Raw genomic sequence first — 25627 nt, forward strand, 5'->3', positions numbered from 1 at the left:
GGACCGCCGCGGGCTTGGCAGCGGAAGTCGCTGCGGGCTTGCGGCGAGGCAGGGGCGGCGGCGTAAACGGTTTCGGCGCCGCAGCCGCAGGCGCAGGCGCAGGGGCGGGCCTCGGCGCGGGCGATGACGCTACCACAGGCGCCACCGCAGGCGTGGACGCACCGACAGCGGGGGCCACCGCCACTCCCCCGCGCTCGAGGCGCTCGATACGCTCGGCCAGGGCTTCGAGCGTAAGGTCGCCTTCGGGCCTCGCGCAGCGAGTTAGGGCAATCTCGAGAACAAGGCGCTGGTTGACGGCGGTGCGCATCTCGCTCGCCGCATCGCCGAGCACGGTAAGCACGCGCGCAAGACGGTCACTGCTGCCATACGCCGCGGCCTCGTCCGCAAGCTCGGCCAGAGCCTCGTCAGACGCGTTCACCACGCCCGGCTTGGCACCGGCAACGCTCACCACATAGGCATCGCGCACGCGGCTCGCGAGCTCGCGCGTGAACTGCAATAGGTCTCCGCCGTTGTTGACGAGCTCCGCCACCTCGGAGAAGAGCGCGGGCACGTCACGGTTCGCGAGTGCCAGCGACACGCCGGAGAGCGCAGACCCGCTTGCCTCGCCGAGAAGATCGCGCGCGGCCTCGGCACTCACATCTCCCGCGCCAAAGACAGAGAGTTGCTCGAGCGCGGAGAGCGCGTCACGCATGCCTCCGCGAGCATGGCGCACAACGATGTCGAGCGCCTCGCCATCGAAGGTGAAGCCCTCCTTCTCGCACACGTCAACGAGGTGGGCGCGCATCTCGTCCGGCGCGATGGAGTGGAAGTCGAAGCGCTGGACGCGCGACAGGATGGTGGCGAGGATCTTCTGCGGATCCGTCGTGCACATGATGAAGACGACGTGTGCCGGCGGCTCCTCGAGCGTCTTGAGCAGCGCGTTAAACGCCGCAGGCGTCAGCATGTGGACCTCGTCGATGATGTAGACCTTGTAGCGGCCACGCACCGGCGCATAGTCGACGCGGTTGATGATCTCCTCGCGCACGTTGTCAACGCCCGTGCGGCTTGCCGCGTCGAGCTCGTAGACATCCGGGTGCTCGCCGGCGGCGATGAGGCGACACTCCTCACAGGTGCCATCCGGCAGGTGGCCCTCGCCCTGCTCGCACATGAGGGCCTTCGCAAGGATGCGGGCCATGGTGGTCTTGCCAGTGCCGCGCGGGCCGCAGAAGAGGTACGCATGGCTCGTGCGGCCCTCGCACACGGCACGCTCGAGCGTAGAGACCACGTGCGCCTGGCCGACTACCTGCTCAAACGTCTGCGGACGATATTTGCGATACAGCGACTCCATGGGACCTCCGGCAATCGTAGCGGCGCGACCGAGACGGGCCACGCCAGACCAGACCAGTATACCCGGGCCGCCTGATGCGCTCGCGCCTGACACCGCGCGGACACCCATGACGGCGACACTCGACCAGCGGCCCGCGCCGCCGGCAGAGCCTTTTCGACACCCAACGCCATCCCCAGCACATCGGGGGCACCCCGGCCTCCTTCTCCCGCGCTACCGTCCACCTAATACGCACGCCCCGCCCGAGTCGCAAGGCGTACGCTTTCGAAAGTGCGCAGAGACCGAGGGGGAAACCATGACAAATATTGATGACGCGCTCGATGCAGCTGCGGCGAGCAACACGGACGAGGCAGTTCTCGGCCTCGACATCGGCGGTACGAGCATCAAGATGGGCGTCGTGACGAGGGACGGGAAAATCCTCGCCACAGCGAAGGTCCCAACCGGCGAGCTTGATAATGCCGAATCATTTGATAGGGTCTCCACCTCCGCTGTCGCCCTCGTGCGCGAGGCGGGAAAGGACCCCGAGACGCTCAGCGCCGTCGGCATCGACGTTCCCGGCGTCGTCCTCGAGGACGGCACGCTGGCCATGGCCCCCAACACCGTTCTCGATCTCGACGGTCTGACCGCAGCCCTCAAGGCCGCCTTCCCCAGCGCCCGCACCCACGCGCTCAACGACGCGAACGCCGCGGCGCTTGGAGAGGCCTGGCTCGGAGCGGGCGACGGCGTCAGAAGCGCCGTCATGCTTACGCTCGGCACGGGCGTGGGCGCCGGCGTCATCGTTGACGGAAAGGTTGTCGTTGGAACGCACGGCGCGGGCGGGGAAGCCGGCCACATCAACGTTAACCCCAGCGAACCCGAAGCCTGCGGCTGCGGCTGCCACGGATGCCTCGAGCAATATGCGAGCGCCCGCGGCCTCATCCGCCTCTATCGCGAGGAGTGCGCGGCGTCCGGCGCCGTCGAGGTCCCGATTGCCCACGCGACCGACGCGCTTGCCGTCTTCGAGGCCGCACGCGCGGACAATCCCGAGGCCCTGCGCGCCTGCGACCGCCTCGCCGACTACCTCGCGCGCGCCATGTCGATCATCGCCGCCCTTGTCGACCCGGAGATGTTCATTCTGGGCGGGGGCATGTGCGGAGGCTGGGATACGTTTGGTGACGTTTGCCTGGAGAAATACCGTGCCTACGCCATCCCTGGTTGCCGCGACACCCTCATTCGCGTTGCCACGCTGGGAAACGACGCCGGCTTCCTCGGCGCGGCGCGCCTGGCGATCGCGCTGTTGTAAGCAGGCTCCTCACCATAGGCGGGCGACTTCATGAAGCGACGCAGGTCCATGCCAAGCCGCGTTCCCCGATCGCCCGGCGAGCCCATGCGCCTTATAGCCATCGAGCCGCGAGGTCCACAGATTCAGAATCCCAGGCACAAAAAAGCGCCCCGATCATCCGGGGCGCTTGCCGGGCCATGGCAGCCAAAGACTCCTTTTCCCGCTTAGCGGGCGACCCGGATCTTCCAATCGGCGCGCGCCCTCCCAGAGAACAGGGGGTTGGAAGAATCTCTGAAGAACTAAATGGGCGTGCCGTTGAATGCGCCCAGCATGCTACCCGACGACCGGAGGGGAGACGAGCGTTCAGGAGGGCGCGCGCTTTACTCATATTGTGTACAACCGAGCCCGACTTGAATCACTGCCAGGGTTTTTACCGCCGCGAACGGTACTCATGGCCTGGCGAAAGGTATATCGGGAGTATCGGTAAAAGCGGGTGGAATTAGTGTTCTAGCTGCGGTATCGATTTCCGCGGTGGGTAAGATTCGAGCGTGATGCCGGGACACTCGTGGCCGGGGCGCACGGGCACGCAGGACCGAGGCTCACGCACGAGCGACGCGGACGCGCGGCAGCCACGCGACGCACAAAAAGGCCGCGGGAGCACCTGCGTCCCGCGGCCTTCGCCATCACTATGAGGGGCGCCCGCCCCGCGGCGCACGTCCCGCGCTACTCGGCCTTCTTGGCGAGCTTCGCCTTCACGAGGCCCGCAACCGTCGGGATGACGGAGACGAGCACGATGCCCACGATCAGCAGCTCGAAATGCTCCTGGACAAACGGGATTCCACCGAAGAAGTAGCCGAGGAGCGTGAAGAGCGTCGACCAGGTAATGCCGCCCAGGATGTTGTAGATGCCGAAGTTGCGCCAGTGCATGCCGCCCATGCCCGCAATGAAGGGCACGAAGGTGCGGATGAACGGAAAGAAGCGGCCGAGGAAGATGGCGAGGTGGCCCCACTTGTCGAGGAACTTCTCGGACTTCTCGAGGCGCTCGGGCGTCATGGCCTTGACCTTGCCCGAGGCGACGATCTTCTTGCCGAAGAAGTGGCCGATCATGAAGTTGCACTGGTCGCCCAGGATTGCAGCGGCCCAGGCAACGCCGAGAAGGGCCACGATGTTGAAGCCGCCGTTGTGCGCGAAGAAGCCCGACGCGAACAGCAGCGAGTCGCCCGGAAGGAACGGGAAGAACACGACACCCGTCTCGATGAAGATGATGAGGAAAACGCAGCCGTAGGCCATGAGGGGGCCGGCGGCAATCCAGCTGGCGATTGCCGTGCGCGGATCCTGCAGAAGCTCGACGATGAAGTTGATGAAGCCCATGGTCACTCCCGTCCGGCGTGACGGGCCGCAAGCGGCGCGACGTTGCCGAGTCAGAAAAACGCCCCTCGGATGCAGCCATCGCATTCCTCGGGGCGTCGATTTGCTGATCAATAAGTGAGTTCGATGGGAACGGGTGCCCGTCAGAGGCCCCTTATGGCTGCTGCCTTCCGGCCCTGACCAGGTTCGAGGTGTGACGTCACCCGAACCCATCGAACTCACTCGGGGATTAAGTATACAGAAGACGGGCGCCCGGCCGCAAAGGCAGGGCGCCCGCTACCAAAGCTACACGAGTCAGCACCACAAAAGTTGACAAAGGGACTGTCCCTTTGTCACTCCCTTTGTCACTCCGCGCGGCACCACCTGAAAAAGGGACTGTCCCTTTTTCAGGTTTAGAAGAGCGTGCCGGAGACGATGAGGGCGACGGCGATGAGGAGCGCTGCGTAGTCGGTGGCGACGAGCGGGTAGCGTTTGTAGCTGCTCTCGCGTGTGCGCAGGTAGAAGCCGCGCTGTTCGGCGGCGAGAGCGGTGGCGTCGGTCTTGCCCACCGAGCTCACGAGCAAAGGAATGCACAGCGGCAGCATGAGCTGGACCTTCTTCAAGGGGTTCTTCGTGTCGTACTCCACACCGCGCGCGGTCTGGGCCTCCATGATCGCGTTCATCTCCTGGCTGAACACGGGCACGAAGCGCAGCGCCGTCGTAAAAGTGAAGGCGTAGCGATAGGGCACGTGGAGGATCTCGACACAGGCGTTCGCGAGGTCGTTCAGCTTGGTAACGGTGAGCATGAGGATGAGCGGCAGCGCCACGCCGAGGAGGCGCAGGCACGCCTTCGAGCCCGTGACCAGGCCGTCGACCGTCATCCACAGCGCGACGACATCGCCCGTGCGCACGAAGGCGGTCTGGAGCGCGAGCATCACCACGGCAAGCGGGACGAGCAGCTTGAGCAGCGAGAGCAGGTTCTTGAAGACTCCGGCATAGGCGCCCAGCGCGAGCGTGAGGGCAAGCAGGCCCAGAAGCATCGGGTAGGTGTCGCCGAGGAAGGTCGCAATGATGATGCCCGACGCGAGCGCGAGCTTGGCGACGGGATTAAGGCGGTGCAGGACGGTGTCGCCCGGAACGTAGTCAATGACATTAACCACGACGGATCATCTCCTCGGTGACGCGGACGATGTCGGAAACCTCACTCATGCCACTGAACTCGGATGACACGTCAGCCGCAAGGCGTGCGGAAAGTTCGACGGCCTGGGGCGGCGCGACGTAGGCGCGCCTCATGAGGTCCTCGTTCGCGAAGACCTCGGCGACAGGACCGCGGTCGAGGATCTCGCCATTCGCCATGACCACGAGGCGCTCGGCGAAGTCGCTCACGACCTCCATGTCGTGGCAGACCATGATGACGGCACATCCGCGCTCGGCCATCTCTCGCACGGTCTCCATGACGGTCATGCACTCGCGGTAGTCGAGGCCACTCGTGGGCTCATCGAGCAGGACGACGTCCGGATCGGTGACGACGACGCTCGCGAGCGCCACCATCTGGCGCTGCCCGCGCGAGAGGGAGAAGGGCGCCTCGTCGAGGGGCAGCCCGAAGCGTAGAGCGACCTGCTCGGCGCGCCTCTTCGCCTCCTGCGCCTCGACGCCTTGGAGCTCGAGTCCGAAGGCAACCTCCTCGAGGACCGTATCCTTGCACAGCTGGCGATCCGGATTCTGGAAGAGTGTCGCGCAGCGGGCGGCAATGGCGCTCGTCGGCACCTCGCGCGTGTCGAGGCCCGCGACGCGAACGCTGCCGGAAGAGGGCTTGAGCAGACCGTTCAGCAACTTGGTGAGCGTGGTCTTGCCGGCGCCGTTCTGGCCCACGACGCCCACGAGCTCGCCGGGATAGACGCGTATCTCGAGGTCGCGCACGGAGGCGCCGCCATGCGGATAGGAGAAGTTCACGCCCTGGAGCAGAACGACAGGCTCGGCGCCCTCGGCGTGGGGGCGCAGGGCGGGGGCGTGCGGGGACGCGGCGGGGCGGGTCTCCGCCGTCGCGTCGGCCGCGGCCTGTCCGCCAGTCGCGGCACCCTCGCGAACGCCCACGAGCCCGGCGACGAGGGCCTCGGCCTCGGCCACGTTCAGGCAGGGCTCGCCCGCCGTGATGAGGCCATCCCTGACGAGGCAGTTCGAGATGCGAGCGACGCGCGGGCTGTCGACGCCAATCGCGCGGAGCTCCTCGGAGTGGCAGAACACCTCGTGCGGCGTGCCGGAGAAGGCGACGTGGCCGCGGTCCATCACGACGATGCGGCCACAGTACTCGGAGAGCAGGGCGACCTTCTGCTCGATGACGACGACGGTGACGCCAAGGCGTTCATTCGCCTCGCGCAGCGTCTCGAAGACGAGGCGCGAGCTGGCGGGGTCGAGCGCAGCCGTGGGCTCGTCAAGCACGAGGACGCGCGGCTCGAGCGCAAGAATGGCGGCGATGGCGACCTTCTGCTTCTGCCCGCCGGACAGCGTCGCGATCTCGCGGTCGCGGAGATCGGAGATACCCACGGTCTCGAGCGTGGTCGCGATGCGTCTCTCGATCTGGTCGTGCGGCACGCCGAAGTTCTCGAGGCCAAAGAGCATCTCGTCCTCCACGACGGACGCGACCATCTGCGCGTCGATGTCCTGGAGCACGCTGCCGACGACGCTCGAGATGTCCGTCAGGGTAACGTCGCAGGTATCCCTGCCGTCGACGAACGTCGCGCCGAAGAGTTGGCCAGTGAAGTGATGCGGGATTGCGCCGCTCATGACAGCGGCGAGGGTGGACTTGCCGGCGCCTGACGGGCCGATGATGCCCACGAAGTCTCCCTCGCTGATGGAGAGGGACACCCGGTCGAGCGCCTTCTCCCCCGCAGGCTCGCCGGATCCGTCATAGGAGAAGCTGACGTCCTTGAGCTCGATGATTGATGTGCCCGTGGTCATGGTGGATGGGGCCTTTCGAAGCGGTCGCGAACTTTTACGATACGTGCGCGCGGCCCCGCGAGGGCGCGGCGCACGAAAAGGCGCCGGCCCGCATGAGGGCCAGCGCCAACATGGTATCTAAGTTACTTGCCGAGAACCTTGACGAGCGGGATGTAGAGCGCCTGGACGACGGCCGCGTTGAACACGGCGGTGCCGAGGACGAGCGGGACCTTGACCATGGCGCTGGCAATCGGCGCGCCCATCATCACGGTGCCGATGACGGCGAAGAGGGCGCCAGAGACGAGCGTCGTCAGGAAGGTGGCGACGAGCGGGGTCAGGGCGAAGCCCCCGGACTTGCGATCGAGACTGCAGAGGCCGCACATCACGATGGCGGCGACGGTCTCGGTAAGGAAGTTCAGGCCGGGAATGGACGTCGTGATCTGAATGACGCAGGCGGAGACGACGGCGTAGATGACGGACTGGACGAGGTTGGCGCGGGTGAGGATGATCGCGAGCGCGTAGGCGGCGATGATGAACTGTGGCTTGATGCCAACGGTGGCAAGGGCGTTGCCCACGGTCATGTTGAGGATGAATCCGGCGGCGAGCAGAATCGCCAGCAGGACGAGGGACTTGATGTCGACGAGGCCGTTGGACTTGGCAGAGGCGGAGACGGTGCGAGCTTCGGTGCTGGCCATGGTGGAATCCCTTCGGGCGAGCTTTGCGCGAGGTGGTGCCGGCGTGCCGAGTCGAGGTGGCGCCGGCGGGGTGACGCTTTCCGAGTCGTGCCTGGCGACGGACGCAAGCAGCGCCCAAAGCCGGGAGGCTAGTCGTTGAGCTTGAGGGCCTTCTTGATGGGGACGTAGAGCGCGGCAACGAGGATTGCGTTGAAGACGGCGGTGAGCATGATGACGGGGAGCATCGCGGCGGCGAGCTGCTCGGCGGCGCCGACCATCGCGATCTTGATGACCATGAAGATGACGCCGGAGACCGCGGTGGTCGCGAAGGTGGCGACAGCGGCGGTAACCGGGCTGACGGAGCCCTTCTTGGCGGCGGCGGACACGATGCCGGCCATGAGCATGGCGGCAATGCCCTCGGCGGCGAAGTCGATGAAGGGCGAAGTCGTGGTGAGCTGGATCACGGCGGCGGAGATGAGGCCGATGACGAGCGCCTGGGGGATGTTCGGGCGGACGACGAGGATCGTGATGCAGAAGGCCGAGATGATGAACTCGGGGGAGATCATGCCGCCCGACATCGTGGAGATAGCCTTGCCGAGGGTGAAGTTCAGGATGAAGCCGGCGGCGAGCAGGATGGCGAGCAGGACGAGGGCCTTGAGGTCGAGGGCGTCGGTGGACTTGGCGGAGACGGTGCGGGCCTGCTGGGTGTTCTCGGACATTTTTGGATTCCTTCCTTTGTTCCCGGTTGGTCGTCGGGATTGCTTACTTGCTATGGCTAAAGCTTGCGGACATAGCCGCGATACGAAAAAAGGGCCCCCGGTCGCCCGGGAGCCCTTCTAATCGCGAGAAATTTGGCGCGACAAGACTCACCATCGACCGAGAGAGATCGAGTTGCGCCACCACCAGTTGTTGTTCTGGGACTTGAACATGTTGGCACTCCTCTCTGCTCTCTCGACTTCGATTCGATGCGCTCTTGCGCGTTGCCGGAGACTATACGCGCATCCCCCGCGCAGAAGCAAGAACTTTTTCTGTAAACGATACGTTACGCTGCGTATGCGCAGGTAGATGCTCCGTTTTTGTCAATCGGCGAATGGCCGCAAGGGAACGAAGCGGCGCGCGGCGGCTCACGCGTCCGGCTCGACGCCAGCCCTCGCCGTGCTCCGTCGTCCTCGAACGCCTCCTACTTCGTCATCTTCTCGCGCCAGCCGTCGAGACGATCGAGGGCGGCCTTCAGCACCTCGTCAGACTTGGCGAAGTGGAAACGCACAAAGCGGTTCTCCGGCGTGTCATAGAAGCAGCTCGCAGGCACCGTGCCCACACCCACCTTCTTGATGAGGTCCACTGCGCAGTCATAATCGCTCTCGTAGCCCAGGCTCGAGACGTCGGCCATGACGTAGTAGGCGCCCTGCGGCTCGATGAAGTCGAAGCCGAGGCTGCGCAAGCCGTCACAGAACAGGTCACGCTTGTGGGTGTAGAGCGCCGTGAGCTCGTCATAGTAGGACTGCGGCAGCTCGAGGCCCGCGACGGCCGCCTCCATGAGAGGAGCCGCGGCGCCCACGGTAAGGAAGTCATGCACCTTGCGCGCGCGGTCGATGACGTCGGCGGGAGCGATGACGTAGCCCAGTCGCCAGCCGGTCATGCTGTAGGTCTTCGAGAGCGAGCTGCAGGAGAGCGTGCGCTTCTCCATGCCCGGCAGGCTCGCGAAGTAGATGTGCTCGTACGGCGCGTACACGATGTGCTCGTAGACCTCGTCGGTGATGACCCACAGGTCGTACTTCTCGGCCATCTTGGCAATGAACTCGAGCTCGGAGCGCGAGAAAACGTGACCGCAGGGGTTAGATGGGTTGCACAGGATCAACGCCTTCGTGCCCGGCACGGCGCACGCCGCCTCGAGCTCGGCCTCATCGAAGGTGAAGGTGGGCGCGTGAAGCTCCACGTACGTGGGGTCGGCGCCGCACAGGATCGTGTCCGCTCCGTAGTTCTCGTAGAACGGCGAGAAGATCACGATGCGGTCACCGGGGTTGGTGACCGTCATGACGGAGCACATCATGGCCTCGGTCGACCCGCAGGTGACGACGATCTGGGTCTCGGGGTCGATATCGATACCCATGCGCGGGCTCTGCTTGGCAGCAAGCGCCGCACGGAAGTTGGGCGCTCCCCAGGTGATGGCGTACTGGTGCGGGCCCTTGTGGGCGACCTCGGCAAGGCGGTCGGTGATTTCCGCAGGGGGATCGAAATCAGGGAAGCCCTGTGACAGGTTGATCGCGTCGTACTTCATGGAAACGCGCGTCATGCGGCGAATCACGGAATCCGTGAACTGCGACGTGCGCTGGCTGAGCTCTTGCATGCTTGCCTCCCGTAGTGGCGAATAGTCCTCGAGCCACGCTACCACCGCAACGTTGCGCTTCGATAACGGGAGGAGATTGGTTTTTGCTTTGCTGGCGTGGCGGCACGCTTGGCGGCCAACCGCGCCAAATCGCAGCCGGGGTATCGCCAGGCGCCCACGGCGCCCGCGGGTGTCGCGCGCGACATCGCACGCGACGGTCCCGCCGTCGCGCCCGCTACACGTCGATCGTGACGTCGTCGCCAATGACCTCGCGCGTCTTGTCTATGAGCCAGGCATGCGGGTCATCGAGGGTCGAGAGGAGCTCGTTCGCGTGGGCGTCCTCGTCCGAGTAGCCCTTCACGAAGCGAACCACGTCAGCATCGCCCACCATGTGCTCGACAAGCGGGTGCCACACGACATTCTCGACGGCGATACCGCCGGGGCCGACGTTGTCCCCCTCCTCTTCCGTGCGCACGAAATCGAAGGTGATCATGCCGCTCATGATGCAGTCAGGGTTGCCGCCGTAGCCGGCGAGGAAATCGCCCAGGCCATAGGCGCAGAGCATCTTGCCGCCATCCGAGCGGCTCACCCACTCGACCGGCTGGATCACGTGAACATGGCTGCCAATCACCACGTCAACGCCGGCGTCGGCACACACCTGTGCCATCTCGCGCTGCTCGTCACTCGGCTCGTTCTTGTACTCCGCGCCCCAGTGCATGTAGACGAGGACGACGTCCGCCACCTTGCGCGCCTGAGCAACCTCCTCCTTGAGCCTATCCGCGTCATAGGGAACGGCATAGTAGTCATTGGGGAGGTCACTCTGCTCGTAACCGTTCTGGCCATAGCTATACGAAAGCGCGGCGACCTTGATGCCGTTGCACTCGACGACGCGAACCGTCGCGCGGTCTTCCTCGCTCGCATAGCTGCCGATGGTGACGAGGCCCGACTTGCTGTTCCAGACCTCCTGGGCATGCTCGATCGAGGGCGTCCAAGTGTCATAGGTGTGGTTCGAGTTGGTCGCGACGATTCGCCAGCCGGTGTCAGCCACGGCATCTGCCATGGAGTCCGGCGTGTTGTAGCTGGGATAACCCATGTAATCGAAACGGTCCGTGCCACCAAGCGTCGTCTCCTGGTTCACGAAGGAGACATCGCACTGGTCTTGGATGAACGGCTTCACCTCGCTGTAGAAGGGCGTGAAGTCATACTCGCCGTCACCGGTGGAGCCCGCCCAGGAATCCGCGAGTTTGAGGAGGTTCTCGTTGATGAGATTGTCGCCCACGGCAGAGAAGCTCATGCGCCCCTCGCCACTTGCGGTCCTGCGTCCGGCGTCGAGAACCTTGGTCGCGGGAGCCGTCGGGTCTGCGGAGGCGGGCTCGGTCGTTGCCGCGACGGAAGTGGTCGCAGCCACGGGCTCGGGCTCCTCCTGAGGCTTGACTAGGCCGGCGACGCATCCGGAAACGCCGCGCACGATAAGGACGAGAAGGACGACGGCAAGAACGCCCGCCGCGACGAGGCCCCACTTCGGCGCCGCCGACCGCCTGGGCTTGAGAGCCTTAAAACCCCAGCCACCATTGCTCGCGATGGTCTTGTGCATCTGGGGGACGTTCTCCGTGCTCCAACCCAAGGGGCGCTGCTGCTGCGGGCGCCTGCGAGGACGCGGAGCGCGGTCATCAGGGATTGCCGAGCGACCGTAGGACGAGTACTCCGCCGAGCCATATTCATTGCGATGAGCAGGGCCCGAGCGGTGGTAGCCCCCACGCTCCCCCGGACGCTCGCCAGAGACGGAGCGGCGGCGCGCGTTGGGAAGCGACGCCGCGGCACTTCTACCCTCGGCGGGATCGATGCGGCGACCGTCCTTGCGCGGGCGCGAGGGACGCGCGCCATAGCCTCCCGAGGAGGACTCGCGCGCAGGGCCCCGGCGCGCGGGCTGCGCATCGGCATGCGGATAGGACGCCCGACGCTCGTTTACGTCAGGCTCGTCATGCTGCCACCAGGCGCCGTCTGACGGCTCCCCCATCGCGCATCCCTCCGGCTCGGTTGCGTTCGAATTGCGAATTTGTCCGCGAAATCCCTCGTTAGCACATAAGCGTAACCCCTTTGAGCTGCGCGATAAGCATACTTCCGCTACAGTGTTCTCGTCTAATCGATAATCGGTATACCAACGGCCGCGAGCGTAGCAACCCGCCGCCCGCCTAGCCGCAGACGAGGAGCCGGGGCGAATCTCCGCCCCAAGCCCTCCCCACAGATAGGAACGAACTACATGACCCAGAGCACCACCCCGGGCGACGCCGTCGCCTTCTCCGGCCTCGGCCTTTCCGAGCCGGTCCTTGCCGCTGTCGACGCCCTTGGCTACACGGAGCCCACGCCCGTCCAAGCGCGCGCCATCCCCTATGTTCTTGAGGGGCGCGACCTGCTTGCTGCCGCCCAGACGGGCACCGGCAAGACCGCGGCCTTCGTCCTTCCCTCCATGAGCCGTCTCACCCACGTCGCGCGCCATCATGGCCCCGCCATGCTCGTCGTGACCCCCACCCGCGAGCTCGCCCAGCAAATCGCCGACGTCTGCACCACCGTCGAGGCATACACGCATCACCGCAGCGTCACCATCGTAGGTGGCGTTGGCTACGAGCCGCAGAAGCAGGCCCTTCGCCGCGGCTGCGACATCCTCGTCGCCACGCCTGGTCGCCTCGTCGATCTCATCGAGCAGGGCGAGGCTCATCTTGACGAGGTCGAGGTGCTTGTCCTCGACGAGGCGGACCGTATGCTCGACATGGGCTTCCTGCCCCAGATGCGCAAGATCGTGTCCGAGACGCCTTCCACGCGTCAGACGCTGCTCTTCTCCGCCACGCTCGACGAGACCGCCATCGGCGGCATTCGCGACCTCGTACATGACCCCGCCACCGTCGAGATCGCCCACAAGGGCACTGTCGCCGAGACGATCGACCAGTACGTTCTCCCCGTCTCCCTTGACGAGAAGAACGGCCTGCTCACCAAGGTCCTCAAGAGCGAGGGCACGGACCGCGTGATCGTCTTCACCCGCACCAAGCACCGTGCGGACGCCTGCTGCCGTCGCCTGCGCCGCGCCGGCATCGCCTGCGCGCCCATCCACGGCGACCGCAGCCAAAACCAGCGCGAGCGCGCACTTCGCGACTTCCGCGACGGCAAGGTCGACATCCTCGTCGCCACGGACGTCCTCGCTCGTGGCATCGACGTCTCCGACGTTCGATACGTCGTCAACTTCGACGTCCCGGAGGATCCCGAGGACTACATCCACCGCATTGGCCGCACGGGCCGTGCCGGCGAGACGGGCTGGGCGCTCACCTTCGTGACCGTCAATGACGCCGAGGACCTCTTTGACATCGAGCGCCTCATGGGCCAGGTCGTCCCTCCCTACGAGGCAAAGGTCGAACTCGAGCTGGGCGAGGAACTCCCCGAACTCGACCCCAACCGCACCGCGGACGCTCCCGCGCACGGCGCCGGCAAGAAGCACAGGAAGCGCGGCGGCAAGGGCAGGTCTGGGCGCGGCGGCGAGGGTCGCGAAGGCGGCAGGTCCGAGGGTCGCAAGCGTGAGGGCCGTAAGGACCACGAGACGAGCGACCGCAAAGAGCGTGCTGGCCGTGACGCCCAGACGGACCGCGACCCCCGAGAGAGCACCCCTCGCGGCAGGCGCAAGATCGACGCGACCGGCGCTCTCCTCAGCCGCGGTGAGATTGCAGAACTCGAAGCCGAGGCCAGCGGCAAGAAGCGTAGGCGCAAGGGCAAGGGTTCCGGCGTTCGCGCCCAGGCTCCGAGCGGTGTTCGCAAGGGGTCGAGCCAGCGCCAGGGCGACGCCGCGAGGCGCCAGAAGGCCGCTGGCGGAACCTCGAAGTCCGGCAAGCCCGCCTCGAAACACGCGACCAAGCCGACCGGCAAGCCGCGTCGTCGCGTGGGCGACCGTCAGGGCCGCGAGCGCGGAATCTACTAGTCAAACGCCGGACCGCAGGGTCGGCAGGCACGGGAGTCATCATGGCAAAGAAGAGCACCTCAAAGCAGTCCCCGGACAACCACCTTTTCTCGTTCAGCTATGACGTGAACCACACCCTCCTCGAGGATGCCTCTCTCGCCATGATGGGCAATCGCCTCCGCAACCCGTCGAACATCGCGAGCGTCCTTCTGCTCATCGTGATTATCTTCATCGCGATGTCGCCCAACGGAAGGCAGGTGACTCTCCTCCTCGCCTCGCTCGTCTGCGTCGAGGTTGTCCTCTGGTTCGTCTCCGACCACTGGAATCAGTTCCACCTCAGGCGCCTCAAGAAGGCTGGCCTCGACATCACCGGGCTCCCCAAGGAAAGCCGCCGCGTCAAGGTCGAGGTCTACCCCGATCACCTCGTCGCCAACGTTCCCGGCAAAGAGGCCGAGGAGCTTCCGCTCTCGACCGTTCATAAGCTGCACCTCGGCCGCGAGGTCAGCGTGGTCGAGTTCGTGGGCCCGCGCTACGTCATCGTGCCCAAGCGCGCCCTCAGCGAACAGCGTCACCGCGATCTGATTCAGCTCGTTTCGCCCGCAAAGTAGCTCGAATTTCCGGCATGCTTAGCCCGCCTAAGCATGCATCTTTGCAAATCCCTAGTCGTCTACGAAGGCGCAGCAAAAAGCGGGCCACACCCAAACGGTGTGGCCCGCTTTATCGTCAGTTCAAGCTCGCGAACGCGCAACGGCTTGCGCACGCGCGATAGTCCCTACTTGCGGTGAGCGCGATAGTAGGCGATGAGCGCCTGGGTGCTCGCGTCCTGCTCGGCGAGCGCGGCGTCGTCGTGGAATGCCGGGGTAATCTGCTTGACGAGCTGCTTGCCAAGCTCGACGCCCCACTGGTCGTAGGAGTCGAGGCCCCAGACGGTGCCCTCGACGAAGGTGATGTGCTCGTACAGCGCGATGAGCTCGCCCAGCGCGTGCGGCGTGAGCGCCTCGCCAAAGATCGAAGTGCTCGGGCGGTTACCAGTGAAGACGCGAGCGGGCACGATCTGCTCGGGCGTGCCCTCGGCGCGGACCTCGTCGGCCGTTTTACCAAAGGCGAGGGCCTTGGTCTGGGCGAGGAAGTTGCCCAGGAAGAGCTCGTGAACGTCCTGGCCGCCGTCGGTAAACGGGTTGGGCGTGTTCACGAAGGCGATGAAGTCCGCGGGGATCATGCGGGTGCCCTGGTGAATCAGCTGGTAGAAGGCGTGCTGGCCGTTGGTGCCCGGCTCGCCCCAGAAAATCTCGCCCGTGGCGCTCGTCACCGGAGTACCGTCCCAGCGCACGCTCTTACCGTTCGACTCCATCGTGAGCTGCTGGAGATAGGCCGGGAAGCGGTGCAGGTACTGGTTGTAGGGCAGCACGGCGTGGCTCTCGGCGCCATAGAAGTTGACGTACCAGACGTTGATGAGGCCGAGAAGGGCGACGACGTTCTCCTCCAGCGGCACGTTCTTGAAGTACTCGTCGAGGTCATGGAAGCCGGCGAGGAACTCCTGGAAGCGCTTCGGACCAAAGGCGATGATGAGCGAGAGGCCCACAGCGGAATCGACGGAATAACGGCCGCCAACCCAGCTCCAGAAGCCAAAGGCGTTCTCCGGGTCGATGCCGAACTGCTCGACAAGGTCAAGCGCGGTGGAGACGGCGACGAAGTGCTTGCGAATGGCCTCCGCGTCCTTCTCGGCGGAGCCATCAATGGCGCCGGCGGCACGAAGGGCGTCGAGCATCCAGGCCTTCGCCTCGCGGGCGTTGGTAAGGGTCTCGAGCGTGATAAAGGTCTTGGAGACGACGATCACGAGCGTGGTCTCGGGGTCGAGGCCGCGAGTCTTCTCGGCCATGTCGTTCGGGTCGATGTTAGAGACGAAGGTGCAGTCGATTCCGGCGTCGGCATAGGGCTTGAGAGCCTCGTAGACCATAACCGGGCCGAGGTCAGAGCCACCGATGCCGATAGCGAGGACGTGCTTGATCTCCTTGCCGGAGACGCCCTTCCACTCGCCGGAACGGACACGCTCGGCAAAGGCGTACATGCGGTCGAGGACCTCGTGGACGTCGGCCACGGTGTCCTGGCCATCGACGATGAACTTGCCAATCTGTTCCTTCGGACGACGAAGGGCGGTGTGGAGAACGGCGCGGTCCTCGGTAGTGTTAATGTGCTCGCCACAGTACATGGCATTGCGACGCTCCTCGAGCTTGACGGCGCGAGCGAGGTCGACGAGCAGCTTCAGGGTCTCCTCGGTCACGAGGTTCTTGGAGAGGTCGAAGTGGAGGTCGCTCGTCTCAAAGGTGAGCTTCTCGACGCGCTCGGCATCCGTCGCGAAGGCGCTCTTGAGGTTGAACCCATCGGCAACGAGCTTGTCATGGTGCGCCTTAAGGGCCGCCCACTCGGGGGTGGCGGTGGCGTCAATGGGCGCGGGGATGTTCGACATAAGTCCTCCTTGACCGCAGGCCCCGGACACTCCGGGGCGATTCTCAGCAGGCTTAAGCGTAGCGCAACGCGCAAGCGAAGAAACCGAAGTCTGTCGGTTTGTTACGAGCTGCTAGCCTGCGCGGCCTGCCCGCCACCCGGGCGAGCACGCCGCCCCGCCAGCGCCAGACCCGATCCGGTGCCCGGCCCGCCACGCCTAGTACAGCTCGCCCAGCCCGGTCCGCTGCCCAACCCGGCCCGCCGCGCCTAGTACGGCTCGCCCAGCGGCGGAACCTGCTTCAGGCGAGCCCACATGACCTGCTTTGCCTTTGCGTCCGCGAGGCTCTGCTCGAAACCGCCGAGGGCAAGGACGCGCATGCCCAGCAGGCGCACCACATACCCGGGCGCAAGCGTCGCCGCCTCGAGGCTCTCAAGCTCGACGAGCTCATCGGCAAAAGCCTCGCAAATGGCGGAGGCGGCAGGATCGTCCAGCGCAATGACCGTGGCGGGGTCGAGCGTGGCGATGGCAAGGCGTAACGTTCCCGGCACCAGGGGGAATCCCTCCGCATCGCGAACGGAGAGCGCGGCCCACTCCTCCGGCGCATAGCCGAGGGCGCCAAGGGCGGCGCGCAGGGCATCGCCATCCGGGCCAGCCAGAAGCTTGACGCCAGCCTCCTCGGGCTCGCCCTTCACGAGCAGCACGGGAGAGAAGGCGTTGCCAGACATGACCACGCCGGCATCAGCGAGATCGCCGAGCTCGGCCTTCGCCTTGTTCACGTACTCGTCACTCACACCCATGGGACCTCCGCCGCTAACTTAACCGGTCTTTGATTCTAGCGCCCATTTTCCGGGTATAACCCCGTCGTCAACAATCGCGTGGGCCGCGCCTCACGCCACAAGATCATAGGAGGGCCACCATGGCTGCAAAGGCAATCACCCAGGATACATTCGATGACATCATCAGCAGCTCTGACAAGCCCGTCCTCGTCGACTTCTGGGCATCTTGGTGCGGACCCTGCCGTGCTCTCTCCCCCATCATCGAGGAAATTGCCAACGAGATGCCCAGCGAGCTTGCCATCTATAAGTGCAACGTCGAGGACGAGCAGGACCTCGCCATGCGCTTCCAGGTCATGTCCATCCCTACGCTCATCCTCTTCAAGGGTGGCAAGGCGGTTCACACGATGGTCGGCAGCGCCCCCAAGGCCCGCATCCTCGCAGAGCTGCGCGAGTACCTGTAGACAAGCACCGGCAAGCTCAGGGCCCAGACGCGCCGGACACACCGGGACTCCAGCTCATCACTCGCGCCCAGCACCACCAGCAAGATATGCCAAGCGCCCGCGGAACCCATCGGCTCCGTGGGCGCTTCGCGTTCCATATCTCGAATCGTCTCTGGCCGCATCGGCACCATGCTCGCCCTAGCCCACAGCATCAGCCACGCCATCACGGCTCAGGCATAGGCTCACCCCGCCACGGCCAGGCTACCAGCCCATGAAGAAGCGGCCCCTACCGCGCCCGTCCTTCTCGGGGACCTTCAGCTCCACGATATTCGAAGAAACCACGTGGCCGTCCTGCACCATGAGGCGAGCGATCGTCGGGCCCGCCATGCTCCTCGGGAACGTCGGGCTACCCGGGTTCACGATGATGGAACCGTTCGCGCGCTCGACGATCTCCGGCACGTGGGTGTGGCCGCAAACCCCCACGTCGCAGTGCTCGCCCGTAAGGTTTTCGCGATAGTGCGTGACGCTGAACTGCAACCCCTCGTATTCGAAGCGCACGAGACGCTTCACCTCGGGCCCGTACTCGCCCGCCCAGTCATTGTTGCCCAGGCACATCCGCAGGGGCGCAAGCGCCTTGAGCGTAATGAAGTCGTCCTCCGAGGTAATGTCGCCGGCGTGGACGATGAGGTCGCAGCCATCAAGCGCGTCAAGCAGCTCGCGGGAGAGCCTGCCGTGGGTGTCCGAGATAACGTCGATACGTCGCAGCGCCATGGGCTAGAGCCCCAGGGCGCGCTTGAGCTGCACCACGCGGCGGCGCGAGACAGAAATCTTCTTGCCCTCAACGCCAGCAATGCCAAGCTGCATCACGCCACTCGACACGACCTCGACGTCCTCGACGTACCGAAGATTGACGATGTAGCCACGGTGCACGCGGAAGAATCCGTGCGGGGAGAGCTTCGCCTCGAGTTGCGCGAGCGAAATGACCGAAAGATAGCGATTGGAGTCCGTGTAGATGCAGGAATAATCGTCCTTCGCCTCGATATAGCGAATCTGGTCGATGGGGACGAGGACCTTGCGGCCGCCCTTCTCGACGGGAATGCGCTCGGCCGGGGCAGCCGGGGCGGAAGCTTGCTTACCACGAGCCTCAACCTTGTCGAGGGCTCGCTCGAGGCGATCCGTCTCGACGGGCTTCATCAGGTAGTCGACGGCGTCGACGTCAAACGCCTCGAGCGCATACTCGCTGTAGGCGGTGACGAACACCACCGCAGGCGGGTTTTTGAGCTTATGGAGCGCCTCGGCGAGCTGCATGCCGTTCGTCTTGGGCATAGAGATGTCCAGGAACAGCACGTCCGGGCGGCTATCCATCAGCTTCTCGACGGCGTCACGAGCGCTCGAAGCCTCGGTAATGTTCTCAACCCTTCCGGTCTCCTCGAGGAGGAAGCGGAGCTCGGAACGAGCAGGGGCTTCGTCGTCAACGATCATGGCACGCAGCATAGAATCACATTCCTCGTCAGTCGTGGGCGGCGGTGCGCGCGAGGCGCAGCGTCACGCACGTCCCCTCGCCGGGCTTCGACATGATGTCGATTCCCGAGTCGAAACCATAAAACCTCTCGAGCCTCTCTGCAACATTCCTCAGAGCGATGCCCGTTCCCTTCTCCTCGTCCGAGCAGCCACAGGGCTGGTCGGTCGAGACGCTGCAGCGCAGCTTTTCAAGCGTTTCCTCATCCATTCCAAGGCCGTCGTCCGTTACGGCAATTAGGACGTCAGACCCATCGATCTCTGCTCTGATGTCAATGTTCAGGGCACCTTCATCGCGCATGGCATGACGAACGGCGTTCTCCACGATCGGCTGGACGATAAAGGCCGGGACGAGCACGTCCCCGCACCCGAAGCCAACATGCTCGTGCTCGGAGATGCGGTCCTCGCCAAAGCGAGCGTGCTCGAAGCGCAGGTAGCGCCTGGTCTGCTCGAGCTCACGAGCGAGCGGGATGAGTTGGTCAGAGCTCTCGAGCGTCTGACGATAGAAGACCGCGAACTCGCGCAGGAGATTGCGGGCACGCGTCGGGTCCGTGCGCGTAAATGCCGCAATGGTGTTGATGGTGTTGAACAGAAAATGCGGGTTGATCTGCGCCTGCAGAGCCTTCACCTCGGCCTTTGCCGTGAGCTCAGCCTGACGATCAAGCTCGTGGGTGGATAGCTGGGTGGAGAGCAACTGGCCAAAGCCACGCGCGATCGCAAGCTGGCTACGGTTGATGTCCGCAGGCGAGCGATAGTAGAACTTGATGGTTCCGCACACGCGGTCCTGCACGTTAAGCGGAACAACGATGCCGCCACGCATGTTGCGAGGCAACTCCGTGTTGTCATCCTCGTTGCGCGACTGGAACATCCCGAGCTTGCCCGTCTTGAGCACCTCGAGCGTGCCCGCCGTGTGAATGGGGCTGCCGGGAGGGAAGTCCGCGGCAAGCGCACCCTCGTAGGCGAGCACATGCTCCGTGTCCGTCATGGCAACGGCGACGGCCGTGGTCTCAGGCAGAAGGAGGCTGCAAACCGCCTTGCAAGCCTGCGGAGTAAGGCCAGCTCGCATGAGATCGAGCGTCCTGGAGGCAAGGCCCAGGATATGCTCGGTGCCCTGTGAGCTGCGAATGTCCCCGTAGCGAGCGAGCCCCTTGTTCAAGCGGTGCGCCGTCATGCCTCCCCTTCCCTACTCGTGGTGGTGTCTTTCCGATTCTCGCCCTGCGTTCGGGCCCCATATTGGCTCTGAAGCCGTGGCTCGCCCTGGCGCTCAGCGCGCGCCTTGCTCTTTCTCCCACCGCATCGCGGGATGGGTTCCGGGCGCTTCGCCTGAATCTCCGCGACCTTAGCGGCAAGCTCTTCGTCGTTCCAGAGCCCGTCAATCGCGGTTGGCCAGAAGCTCAGCAGGCGCGCATAGTTCTGCGCGTTCGCGCCGGCGTAGGCGCGAGCCTCGCCGATGCCGCGGTGCCAGATAGCAAAGCTCTGGCGCCTTCCCGGGCCCGCCACGATGCGGGCGAGGGTCGCCTTCGTGATCCTGCCCTCGACCTCCGGCGAGATCCAGCGCCCGGGATAGGGCATGAGGGACGCGGGCGTGACCTGGCGGAGCTCCTGCCTCTGCGAGCAGAACGCGAGCTTGGCGCGTTCATACAGCCAGCGGTAGATATCCTGGAGGAAGCGGTTTGGCTCATCCGGCGTCGCGGGCGGCAGATGGCGCACGTACCACTTGTTGTCAAACCACATCTCCAGGCCGGAAAGACGCAGGTTGAAGAGGTAGTCGAGGTCCTCGCCACGCGTGATCCAGGGATCGAAGGGCACCTGGGAGAAGGCACTCGCGTGAATGGCAAGACATCCGCCACAGACGTAGTTGGAGCGGCAGATGCGCGTGCCCGCAAGCGCGGAGGACATCCACTCGTTAAACTCCTCGCGCTTCGACCACCAGCGCTCCCAGAAGCGACGCTTGCCGCCGTCCGCGAGGTGAGATCCCTCGGCATCCACGAAGTGTCCGGTCTTCGCGAGAATCTTCAGGTCCTGACGCGTAAGGTGACCCAGACCGAAGACCGCATCCACGAGGAAATCCGGGGAAAGGGCGACTTCGTCGTCATCCATAAAGACGGCGACATCGTGGCCGAGCATGGCGCAGACGGCGAGGCCGAGATTACGGATGGCACCGTAGCCGCGAAGCGAAACCGGCTCACCGCCGATACCCGGGCAGAGGCTCTCGATGTGGGCGGCAATGAGGCGGGCCTCAGGGGCACCCACAACATACGGCGAAAGGCCCTCGTGATCACGAACGATGGCGTTGATGCGTGCGCGGGCCGCAGCCTGTGCACTCGGCGGGGCAACGACGAGGATGATCGTCCTCATCACACCGCGAACATCGTCGAGCGAGTCGAGACAGCGCGCGAGCTCGGGCAGGGGCTCGTCTATGGACGTGGCATGGTCATAGACTCCCGGCTGCGAGGGATCAGTAGCCCAGTAGGTTGGTATGACGACGACGGGATTCAATGGCACTACCAGCGATATCCAGTGCGGGGAGCGACAGCATGGGCCATGACGTCGCGCACGACGCAAGCCCGCCCGAGGCAGGTAAGAGACTTGTCCATGAATACCAACTCCCCTTCATCTCTTTCTGACATTCTACCTCACGGAGCATTTGCAACCGCTCGCCGCATGGCAGATGAGGGGTCGCGGCAAGCAATACGCGCCGCTTGTCAGGGTCGCGGCAAGCAATACGCGCCGCTTGTCCCACAAAAAGGCCCGCCCCGGTTTCCCGAAGCGGGCCCTAGCCCAAACTATGTCAGGCGCGCGAACCTAGCTCGTGGCTTAGGCCTCGTTGTAGAGGGCCTTGAGCTTGAGCAGGTGAGCGTAACGCTCCATGGCGGCCTGCTCGTTCTCGGCGAAGAGCTCCTTGGCGCGCTCGGGGAACGAACGGGTGAGCGAGGCATAACGGGCCTCGTTCATCAGGAACTCCTGGTAGCCACCCGCCGGCTCCTTGGAGTCGAGCGAGAACTTCTTGCCCTCCGGCGCGGCCGGGTTGAAGCGGAAGAGGTTCCAGTAACCGCAGTCCACAGCCTTCTTCATCTCGGACTGGCAGTTCATCATGCCGCCCTTCTTGATGGAGTGCATCTCGCACGGGCTGTAGCCGATGACCAGGGACGGGCCGTCGTAGGCCTCGGCCTCGGTGATGGCCTTGAGGGTCTGGGCCGGGTTGGCACCCATGGCGACCTGAGCGACGTAGACGTAGCCGTAGGACATCTCGATCTCGGCGAGGGACTTCTTCTTGGTCACCTTGCCGGCGGCAGCGAACTGCGCGACCTGGCCGAGGTTAGAGGCCTTGGAGGCCTGACCACCCGTGTTGGAGTAGACCTCGGTGTCAAAGACGAAGACGTTGATGTTGTGGTTGGAAGCCAGGACGTGGTCGAGACCGCCGAAGCCGATGTCGTAGGCCCAGCCGTCGCCGCCGAAGATCCAGAAGGACTTCTTGGTGAGGTAAGCCTTGTCGGCCAGGATGGCCTTAGAAGCGTCGCAGCCGCACTTCTCGAGCTCGGCGATGTAGGCAGCGGCCGTGGTCTTGGAGGCCTCGGTGTCGTTGCGGTTCTCGAGCCAGGCGGTGGCAGCAGCCTTCAGCTCGTCAGAGGCGTCGCCCTGAAGGATAGCCTCAGTCTCGGCGACGAGCTTGTTCTGGACGGCGGCATAACCAACGGCGAGGCCGAGGCCATGCTCCGCGTTGTCCTCGAACAGGGAGTTGTTCCAGGCCGGGCCGTGACCCTCAGCGTTGACGGTGAAGGGCGAGACGGCAGCCGGGTTGCCCCAAATGGAGGAGCAGCCGGTGGCGTTGGAGATGAACATGCGGTCGCCGCAGAGCTGGGTGACGAGGCGCGCGTAAGCGGTCTCGGCGCAGCCGGCGCAGGAGCCGGAGAACTCCAGGTACGGCTTGGCGAACTGGCTGCCCTTGACGTTGGAGGCAACGAGCTCCTTCTTCTCCGTGACCTTGTTGACAGCGTAATCCCAGACGGGAGCCTGGTCGAGCTCGTCCTCCTGCGGAACCATGGTGAGGGCGTCCTTCGGGCAGACCTGGACGCAGTTGTAGCAGCCCATGCAGTCGAGCGGGGAGACGGCGATGGCGAACTTCAGGCCCTCGGCGCCCTTGCCCTTGGCATCGATCATGCGCATGTTCTCAGGAGCCGCGGCAGCCTCGTCAGCCGTGAGGGCGATCGGGCGAATCGTGGCGTGCGAGCAGACATAGGCGCACTGGTTGCACTGGATGCACTTGGTCTCATCCCAGTGCGGAACCATAACGGCAACGCCGCGCTTCTCGTACTGAGAGGCACCGAGCTCCCACTGGCCGTCGACGTACTTCTCGAAGGCGGAAACGGGCAGCGAGTCGCCGTCCATGCGGTTGATCGGGTCCATGATCTTCTTGACCTGCTCGACGATCTCCGCGCGACCCTCGATAGAGAGCGTGGAGGGAGCGTCCTCGGCAGTGGCCCAGTCAGCGGGAACCTCGAACTTGTGGAAGGCGGTGGCGCCGGCGTCGATGGCCTTGTGGTTGGCGTCGACGATGGCCTGGCCCTTCTTCATGTAGGACTTGGTGGCGGCGTCCTTCATGTACTGGAGGGCGTCAGCGGCCGGCAGGACGTTAGCCAGCGCGAAGAACGCGGACTGCAGCACGGTGTTGGTGCGCTTGCCCATGCCCACCTTGGCGGCGAGGTCGATGGCGTCGATGAGGTAGACGTTCACGTTGTTCTTGGCGATGTAGCGCTTAGCCACGGCCGGCATGTGCTCGGCGAACTCCTCGTCAGACCACTGGCAGTTCACGAGGAACGTGCCGCCCGGCTTGACGTCGCGGACCATCTTGAAGCCCTTGATGATGTAGGACGGGTTGTGGCAGGCCACGAAGTCGGCCTTCGTGACGTAGTACGGCGAGCGGATCGGGGAATCACCGAAGCGCAGGTGCGAGACGGTAACGCCGCCGGTCTTCTTGGAGTCGTACTGGAAGTAGGCCTGGACGTACTTGTCCGTGTGGTCACCGATGATCTTGATCGAGTTCTTGTTGGCGCCAACGGTGCCGTCGCCGCCGAGACCCCAGAACTTGCACTCGATGGTGCTCGGGTCAGCGGTGTTGGGCGCATCCTCGTCCTCGGGGAGGCTGAGGTGCGTGACATCGTCGTTGATGCCGATGGTGAACTCGCGCTTGGGCTCGTCCTTCTTGAGCTCCTCGAAGACGGCGAAGGCAGACGCGGGCGGCGTGTCCTTGCTGCCGAGGCCGTAACGGCCGCCGGAGACGTGGATATTGGTCTTGCCGGCCTCGTAGAGGGCAGAGACGACGTCCTGGTAGAGCGGCTCGCCGATGGAGCCCGGCTCCTTCGTGCGGTCCATGACGGCGATCTTCTTGACGGTCTCGGGGAGGACGTCAACGAAGTGCTTGATGGAGAACGGACGGAACAGGCGGACCTTCACCAGGCCGACCTTCTCGCCATGGGCGTTGAGGTAGTCAATGACCTCCTCGAGCACGTCGCAGAAGGAGCCCATGCAGACGACGACGCGGTCGGCATCGGGAGCGCCGTAGTAGTTGAACAGGCCGTAATCAGTGCCGAGCTTGGCATTGATCTTGCCCATGTACTCCTCGACGACGGCCGGCAGCTCGTCATAGGCCTTGTTGCAGGCCTCACGGTGCTGGAAGAAGACATCGCCGTTCTCGTGGGAGCCGCGGGCGTGCGGGTGCTCGGGGTTCAGGGCGTGGTCACGGAAGGCCTGGACGGCATCCATGTCGAGCATGTCCTTGAGGTCGTCGAAGTCCCACATGGCGACCTTCTGGATCTCGTGCGAGGTGCGGAAGCCGTCGAAGAAGTTCAGGAACGGCACGCGGCCCTTGATGGCAGCGAGGTGGGCGACAGGCGAAAGGTCCATGACCTCCTGGACGTTGCCCTCGGCGAGCATGGCGAAGCCGGTCTGGCGGCAGGCCATGACGTCGGAGTGATCGCCGAAGATGTTGAGCGCGTGAGAAGCGACGGTACGAGCGGAGACGTGGAACACGCCCGGCAGGCCCTCGCCAGCGATCTTGTACATGTTCGGGATCATGAGCAGCAGGCCCTGGGACGCCGTGTAGGTCGTCGTGAGGGCGCCAGCGCCAAGGGAGCCGTGGACGGTGCCGGCGGCACCAGCCTCGGACTCCATCTCGACGACGTTGACCGGGGTACCAAAGACGTTCTTGATGCCCTGGGCGGCCCACTGGTCGACGTGGTCGGCCATCGGGCTGGACGGCGTGATCGGGTAGATGCCCGCCACCTCGGTGTAGGCGTACGAGACCCAAGCAGCAGCCTCGTTGCCGTCCATAGACTTGAACTTACGTGCCATATCCTCTCCTTCTGATGAGGTCGCGCGGCGGCAGGTGACGTGGGTCACCACCACCCCCTGGCGGTTGCCTCTCCACGCGAAATCGCCCCCTGGCCACTTCCCCGGCGGCCAAAAGGCGGCTATTTCATAGCCATTTGATTATCCCGCATTCTGGGCCGGTTCAATCGGGTTTTTGAGAAAGCATGCCAGCGATCTGCCGAGCGGTCATCGACACGTCACAGCGCGACGTCCGCTCGAAGGCGTTATCCTCCGGTATTCACGCTTGCTTCCTGCGGCTTTGCTGCAAA

General features: G+C 64.7%; 19 protein-coding genes and 1 other RNA gene. 4 read left to right on the plus strand and 16 right to left on the minus strand.

Annotated features, from left to right (window positions below):
- On the minus strand, positions 1 to 1327 hold a 1327-nt coding region (dnaX, locus tag ACTQ1Z_RS05695; RefSeq protein WP_441859475.1), incomplete at its 3' end, for a DNA polymerase III subunit gamma/tau.
- A gap of 292 nt (positions 1328 to 1619) precedes the next feature.
- Here dnaX and ACTQ1Z_RS05700 point away from each other — a divergent pair.
- A complete protein-coding gene (locus tag ACTQ1Z_RS05700; protein WP_441859477.1) occupies positions 1620 to 2606 on the plus strand; it encodes an ROK family protein in 987 nt (328 codons plus the stop codon).
- Between the two features lie 702 nt (positions 2607 to 3308).
- Here the strand turns inward: ACTQ1Z_RS05700 and ACTQ1Z_RS05705 are convergent.
- The 8 genes from ACTQ1Z_RS05705 to ACTQ1Z_RS05740 form a co-directional block, all read right to left on the minus strand.
- Positions 3309 to 3956: a DedA family protein gene (locus tag ACTQ1Z_RS05705; RefSeq protein WP_330027500.1), complete on the minus strand. Its 648-nt coding sequence runs from the start codon at positions 3954 to 3956 to the stop codon at positions 3309 to 3311.
- Positions 3957 to 4073: 117 nt separating this feature from the next.
- Positions 4074 to 4169, minus strand: an RNA gene (gene ffs / locus ACTQ1Z_RS05710) — signal recognition particle sRNA small type.
- Positions 4170 to 4345: 176 nt separating this feature from the next.
- The gene (locus ACTQ1Z_RS05715; protein WP_441859479.1) at positions 4346 to 5092 is read right to left on the minus strand and encodes an energy-coupling factor transporter transmembrane component T family protein; all 747 of its coding nucleotides are present in this window, start codon (positions 5090 to 5092) and stop codon (positions 4346 to 4348) included.
- Positions 5085 to 6890, minus strand: coding sequence for an ABC transporter ATP-binding protein (locus ACTQ1Z_RS05720; RefSeq protein ID WP_441859481.1), 1806 nt, complete (start codon positions 6888 to 6890; stop codon positions 5085 to 5087). Before ACTQ1Z_RS05720 ends, ACTQ1Z_RS05715 begins: the two co-directional genes overlap by 8 nt.
- A gap of 122 nt (positions 6891 to 7012) precedes the next feature.
- Positions 7013 to 7564, minus strand: a complete 552-nt coding sequence (locus ACTQ1Z_RS05725; RefSeq protein WP_441859483.1) for a hypothetical protein — start codon at positions 7562 to 7564, stop codon at positions 7013 to 7015.
- A 128-nt stretch (positions 7565 to 7692) separates the two neighbouring features.
- Positions 7693 to 8262: a hypothetical protein gene (locus ACTQ1Z_RS05730; RefSeq protein WP_441859485.1), complete on the minus strand. Its 570-nt coding sequence runs from the start codon at positions 8260 to 8262 to the stop codon at positions 7693 to 7695.
- Between the two features lie 461 nt (positions 8263 to 8723).
- Positions 8724 to 9890 (minus strand): pyridoxal phosphate-dependent aminotransferase, encoded by a 1167-nt coding sequence (locus ACTQ1Z_RS05735; RefSeq protein WP_441859487.1) that lies wholly within the window; start codon positions 9888 to 9890, stop codon positions 8724 to 8726.
- 214 nt (positions 9891 to 10104) lie between these two features.
- Positions 10105 to 11886, minus strand: a complete 1782-nt coding sequence (locus tag ACTQ1Z_RS05740) for a CapA family protein (protein ID WP_441859489.1) — start codon at positions 11884 to 11886, stop codon at positions 10105 to 10107.
- Positions 11887 to 12129: 243 nt separating this feature from the next.
- On the opposite strand from ACTQ1Z_RS05740, the gene ACTQ1Z_RS05745 reads away from it, so the two are divergent.
- Both ACTQ1Z_RS05745 and ACTQ1Z_RS05750 read left to right on the plus strand, forming a co-directional pair.
- Positions 12130 to 13830: a DEAD/DEAH box helicase gene (locus ACTQ1Z_RS05745; protein ID WP_441859491.1), complete on the plus strand. Its 1701-nt coding sequence runs from the start codon at positions 12130 to 12132 to the stop codon at positions 13828 to 13830.
- Between the two features lie 41 nt (positions 13831 to 13871).
- Positions 13872 to 14417: a hypothetical protein gene (locus ACTQ1Z_RS05750; RefSeq protein WP_320678551.1), complete on the plus strand. Its 546-nt coding sequence runs from the start codon at positions 13872 to 13874 to the stop codon at positions 14415 to 14417.
- A gap of 164 nt (positions 14418 to 14581) precedes the next feature.
- Here ACTQ1Z_RS05750 and pgi read toward each other — a convergent pair whose 3' ends face one another.
- Both pgi and ACTQ1Z_RS05760 read right to left on the minus strand, forming a co-directional pair.
- Positions 14582 to 16276, minus strand: coding sequence for a glucose-6-phosphate isomerase (gene pgi / locus ACTQ1Z_RS05755; protein WP_441859493.1), 1695 nt, complete (start codon positions 16274 to 16276; stop codon positions 14582 to 14584).
- A gap of 245 nt (positions 16277 to 16521) precedes the next feature.
- Positions 16522 to 17052: a hypothetical protein gene (locus ACTQ1Z_RS05760; RefSeq protein WP_441859495.1), complete on the minus strand. Its 531-nt coding sequence runs from the start codon at positions 17050 to 17052 to the stop codon at positions 16522 to 16524.
- 119 nt (positions 17053 to 17171) lie between these two features.
- Between ACTQ1Z_RS05760 and trxA the strand changes: the two genes are divergently transcribed.
- On the plus strand, positions 17172 to 17492 hold the full coding sequence (trxA, locus tag ACTQ1Z_RS05765; RefSeq protein ID WP_441859497.1) for a thioredoxin: 321 nt from the start codon (positions 17172 to 17174) through the stop codon (positions 17490 to 17492).
- A gap of 240 nt (positions 17493 to 17732) precedes the next feature.
- Here trxA and ACTQ1Z_RS05770 read toward each other — a convergent pair whose 3' ends face one another.
- The 5 genes from ACTQ1Z_RS05770 to nifJ all read right to left on the minus strand — a co-directional run bounded on the left by ACTQ1Z_RS05770 (position 17733) and on the right by nifJ (position 25340).
- A complete protein-coding gene (locus ACTQ1Z_RS05770) occupies positions 17733 to 18242 on the minus strand; it encodes a YfcE family phosphodiesterase (RefSeq protein ID WP_441859500.1) in 510 nt (169 codons plus the stop codon).
- Between the two features lie 3 nt (positions 18243 to 18245).
- On the minus strand, positions 18246 to 18965 hold the full coding sequence (locus ACTQ1Z_RS05775) for a LytR/AlgR family response regulator transcription factor (protein ID WP_441859502.1): 720 nt from the start codon (positions 18963 to 18965) through the stop codon (positions 18246 to 18248).
- A 16-nt stretch (positions 18966 to 18981) separates the two neighbouring features.
- On the minus strand, positions 18982 to 20160 hold the full coding sequence (locus ACTQ1Z_RS05780; RefSeq protein ID WP_441859503.1) for a histidine kinase: 1179 nt from the start codon (positions 20158 to 20160) through the stop codon (positions 18982 to 18984).
- Complete coding sequence (locus ACTQ1Z_RS05785) at positions 20157 to 21494, minus strand: glycosyltransferase family 2 protein (protein ID WP_441859505.1); 1338 nt, start codon at positions 21492 to 21494, stop codon at positions 20157 to 20159. The genes ACTQ1Z_RS05780 and ACTQ1Z_RS05785 overlap by 4 nt, the downstream gene beginning before the upstream one ends.
- A gap of 312 nt (positions 21495 to 21806) precedes the next feature.
- Positions 21807 to 25340, minus strand: coding sequence for a pyruvate:ferredoxin (flavodoxin) oxidoreductase (nifJ, locus tag ACTQ1Z_RS05790; protein WP_441859507.1), 3534 nt, complete (start codon positions 25338 to 25340; stop codon positions 21807 to 21809).
- Positions 25341 to 25627 lie beyond the last annotated feature (287 nt).

Source organism: Parolsenella sp. LCP21S3_E11 (assembly GCF_052118165.1).
Lineage (GTDB): Bacteria > Actinomycetota > Coriobacteriia > Coriobacteriales > Atopobiaceae > Parolsenella.

Excerpts from the sequence above, each read along its gene's own strand:
- ACTQ1Z_RS05700 (WP_441859477.1), top strand. The coding sequence starts at position 1,620 with ATGACAAATATTGATGACGCGCTCGATGCAGCTGCGGCGAGCAACACG.
- ACTQ1Z_RS05705 (WP_330027500.1), bottom strand. The coding sequence starts at position 3,956 with ATGGGCTTCATCAACTTCATCGTCGAGCTTCTGCAGGATCCGCGCACG.
- ACTQ1Z_RS05720 (WP_441859481.1), bottom strand. The coding sequence starts at position 6,890 with ATGACCACGGGCACATCAATCATCGAGCTCAAGGACGTCAGCTTCTCC.
- ACTQ1Z_RS05725 (WP_441859483.1), bottom strand. The coding sequence starts at position 7,564 with ATGGCCAGCACCGAAGCTCGCACCGTCTCCGCCTCTGCCAAGTCCAAC.
- ACTQ1Z_RS05730 (WP_441859485.1), bottom strand. The coding sequence starts at position 8,262 with ATGTCCGAGAACACCCAGCAGGCCCGCACCGTCTCCGCCAAGTCCACC.
- ACTQ1Z_RS05735 (WP_441859487.1), bottom strand. The coding sequence starts at position 9,890 with ATGCAAGAGCTCAGCCAGCGCACGTCGCAGTTCACGGATTCCGTGATT.
- ACTQ1Z_RS05740 (WP_441859489.1), bottom strand. The coding sequence starts at position 11,886 with ATGGGGGAGCCGTCAGACGGCGCCTGGTGGCAGCATGACGAGCCTGAC.
- ACTQ1Z_RS05745 (WP_441859491.1), top strand. The coding sequence starts at position 12,130 with ATGACCCAGAGCACCACCCCGGGCGACGCCGTCGCCTTCTCCGGCCTC.
- ACTQ1Z_RS05750 (WP_320678551.1), top strand. The coding sequence starts at position 13,872 with ATGGCAAAGAAGAGCACCTCAAAGCAGTCCCCGGACAACCACCTTTTC.
- pgi (WP_441859493.1), bottom strand. The coding sequence starts at position 16,276 with ATGTCGAACATCCCCGCGCCCATTGACGCCACCGCCACCCCCGAGTGG.
- ACTQ1Z_RS05760 (WP_441859495.1), bottom strand. The coding sequence starts at position 17,052 with ATGGGTGTGAGTGACGAGTACGTGAACAAGGCGAAGGCCGAGCTCGGC.
- trxA (WP_441859497.1), top strand. The coding sequence starts at position 17,172 with ATGGCTGCAAAGGCAATCACCCAGGATACATTCGATGACATCATCAGC.
- ACTQ1Z_RS05770 (WP_441859500.1), bottom strand. The coding sequence starts at position 18,242 with ATGGCGCTGCGACGTATCGACGTTATCTCGGACACCCACGGCAGGCTC.
- ACTQ1Z_RS05775 (WP_441859502.1), bottom strand. The coding sequence starts at position 18,965 with ATGCTGCGTGCCATGATCGTTGACGACGAAGCCCCTGCTCGTTCCGAG.
- ACTQ1Z_RS05780 (WP_441859503.1), bottom strand. The coding sequence starts at position 20,160 with ATGACGGCGCACCGCTTGAACAAGGGGCTCGCTCGCTACGGGGACATT.
- nifJ (WP_441859507.1), bottom strand. The coding sequence starts at position 25,340 with ATGGCACGTAAGTTCAAGTCTATGGACGGCAACGAGGCTGCTGCTTGG.